The sequence below is a fragment of the Luteibacter sp. genome (assembly GCF_051958795.1).
Classification (GTDB): domain Bacteria; phylum Pseudomonadota; class Gammaproteobacteria; order Xanthomonadales; family Rhodanobacteraceae; genus Luteibacter.
Genome location: NZ_JBQCFT010000139.1, coordinates 1 through 2488, shown reverse-complemented (window position 1 = coordinate 2488; position 2488 = coordinate 1). Strand labels below are relative to the sequence as shown.

Annotated in this window: 3 protein-coding genes; all 3 read left to right on the top strand. The window is 66.9% G+C overall.

Translation table 11 applies throughout. The annotated features are described in order from the left end of the window. The first annotated feature begins 103 nt into the window (after positions 1 to 103). The 3 genes from apbC (at position 104) to ACTHLF_RS07730 (ending at position 2376) form a co-directional block, all read left to right on the top strand. On the top strand, positions 104 to 1189 hold the full coding sequence (gene apbC, locus ACTHLF_RS07740) for an iron-sulfur cluster carrier protein ApbC (RefSeq protein WP_440326308.1): 1086 nt from the start codon (positions 104 to 106) through the stop codon (positions 1187 to 1189). A gap of 33 nt (positions 1190 to 1222) precedes the next feature. Then, a complete protein-coding gene (gene dcd / locus ACTHLF_RS07735; RefSeq protein ID WP_045827707.1) occupies positions 1223 to 1789 on the top strand; it encodes a dCTP deaminase in 567 nt (188 codons plus the stop codon). 86 nt (positions 1790 to 1875) lie between these two features. Continuing rightward, positions 1876 to 2376 carry a hypothetical protein gene (locus tag ACTHLF_RS07730; RefSeq protein WP_440326306.1) on the top strand — a complete coding sequence of 167 codons (501 nt, stop codon included), beginning with the start codon at positions 1876 to 1878 and terminating at the stop codon, positions 2374 to 2376. Positions 2377 to 2488: the final 112 nt, after the last annotated feature.

Sequence of the window (2488 nt, the reverse complement as noted above, 5' to 3'; positions counted from 1 at the left end):
CCCCCCCCCCCCCCCCCCCCCCCCCCCCCCCCCCCCCCCCACAACGGGGGCGCCAGCCCGCCGTGCCATAATTGCTTCATCTTAGGTTTTCCTCATTCCCCCCATGTCCGAAGCCAGCGAAACCCTCGTACGCGGCCTGCTCGACCGCGTCATCGACCCTCATTCCGGCCAGCCGCTCGGCGCTTCCGTGCGCGCCGTGGGCGTGGATGGCAACCGTGTCTCGGTCGATATCCAGCTCGGCTACCCGGCTGAAGGCTATGTGGCCCAGGCCGCGGCCGACGCCACGGCGGCCCTGGAGGCCGACCCGGCCATCGCTTCGGCGGCGGTCTCGGTGACCTGGCGCGTCCATGCCCATAAGGTGCAGGGGCAACTGGCACCCATGCCGGGCGTGAAGAACATCATCGCCGTGGCCTCGGGCAAGGGCGGCGTCGGCAAGTCGACCGTCTCGGTGAACCTGGCGCTGGCCCTGGCCGCCGAGGGCGCGAAGGTTGGCCTTCTCGATGCCGACATCTATGGCCCCAGCCAGCAGCGCATGCTCGGCCTCTCGGGCAAGCCGGTCTCGCCGGATGGCAAGAGCATCGAGCCGATGCGCGCCCATGGCCTGCAGGCCATGTCCATCGGCGTGCTGATCGAGGAAGACACCCCGATGATCTGGCGTGGCCCCATGGTCACCCAGGCCCTGATGCAGCTGTTGAACGACACCTGCTGGGAAGAACTCGACTACCTGATCATCGACCTGCCGCCGGGCACGGGCGATATCCAGCTCACCCTGTCGCAGAAGGTGCCGGTCTCCGGCGCGGTGATCGTCACGACCCCGCAGGACATCGCGCTCCTGGATGCTCGCAAGGCCCTGGGCATGTTCCGCAAGGTCGAAGTGCCGGTCCTGGGCGTCATCGAGAACATGGCCACCCACGTCTGCACGAACTGCGGCCATGAAGAGCACATCTTTGGCCACGGCGGCGGCGCCCGCATGGCGGAAGAGGCCGGGATCGCCTTCCTGGGCGAGCTGCCGCTCGATATCCGGATCCGCCAGCAGGCCGACGAGGGCAAGCCGACGGTCGTGGCCATGCCGGAGTCCGATCTGGCGGCCCGTTACCGGGCGATCGCCCGCGCCGCGGCGGCGAAGCTCTCGCTGCAGGCGAAGAACAAGGCGATCTCGTTCCCCAAGATCGTGATCCAGAACACCTGATATCCTTTCCCGCTTCGACCAGGGAGACCGTGAGTGAGCATCAAGTCCGACAAGTGGATCCGCCGCATGGCCGAGCAGCACGGCATGATCGAGCCGTACGCCCCCGGCCAGGTGAAAGAGCGCGACGGCCACCGCCTGGTGTCCTACGGCACCTCGAGCTATGGCTACGATGTCCGCTGCGCCGACGAGTTCAAGGTGTTCACCAACATCAACTCGACCATCGTGGATCCGAAGGCCTTCGACAAAGGCAGCTTCGTCGACATCAAGTCCGACGTCTGCATCATTCCGCCCAATTCGTTCGCCCTGGCCCGCACGGTGGAGTACTTCCGCATCCCGCGCAACGTGCTGACCATCTGCCTGGGCAAGAGCACCTATGCCCGCTGCGGCATCATCGTGAACGTGACCCCGCTCGAGCCGGAGTGGGAAGGCCACGTGACGCTGGAGTTCTCGAACACCACGCCGCTGCCCGCGAAAATCTACGCCAACGAGGGCGTGGCCCAGATGCTGTTCCTGGAATCGGACGAGGTCTGCGAGGTCTCGTATGCCGACCGCGGCGGCAAGTACCAGGGCCAGCGCGGCGTCACCCTGCCGAGCACCTGAACGCCTTCACGGTCGCACCCGCGCCCGACACCCGGGCGCGGTAGACTCGCCTTTTCCGCCCGTACCAACGATCCACGGAGACACGCATGACCCGAGTTCCCACCCTGATGGCCCGCATCGCCGGCGCGCTGTTCCTCGCCAGCATGCTGGTGCTTGCCGGTTGCCACCGTGGCGTGTCCAAGAGCGACACGATCGCCACCTCCTCTGAGCAGGGCAAGTTCGACTACACGCTCAAGGCTTACAAGAGCGGCCAGTTCGAGACCCTCGACGGCGCCGTGCTCTCGGCCACCGATGCCGGCAGCCACTTCGCGTACCTGAAGGACACCGGCAAGCTGCCGAAGACCGTCCTGCTGCTGCCGAGCGACGACTCGAAGATCCGCGACAACCATCTCGGCTTCATGGCCCGCATGGCCCTGGATTACGGCTTTGCCGTGTACTACGACACGAAGGGCGAACTGGTCCGCCTGAACGCCGTGGAAAGCGAAGCCCGCCAGCTGGAAGACACCCCGCACAAGGCCGACCTGCCCGATCGCATGAAGGGTAAGGAAGCCTCCAGCGGCGCGTACGACCCGCAGACGCAGCAGTAACGAGAAAAAGCCGGCGAAAGCCGGCTTTTTTTTGGCCCGTCGCATCGGGTTGGGGCTTCGGGCTGTCGTGGGGGGGGGGGGGGGGGGGGGGGGGGGGGGGGCCGCCCCCCCC

Coding starts and splice junctions, on each gene's coding strand:
- apbC (WP_440326308.1), top strand. CDS start 104: ATGTCCGAAGCCAGCGAAACCCTCGTACGCGGCCTGCTCGACCGCGTC.
- ACTHLF_RS07730 (WP_440326306.1), top strand. CDS start 1,876: ATGACCCGAGTTCCCACCCTGATGGCCCGCATCGCCGGCGCGCTGTTC.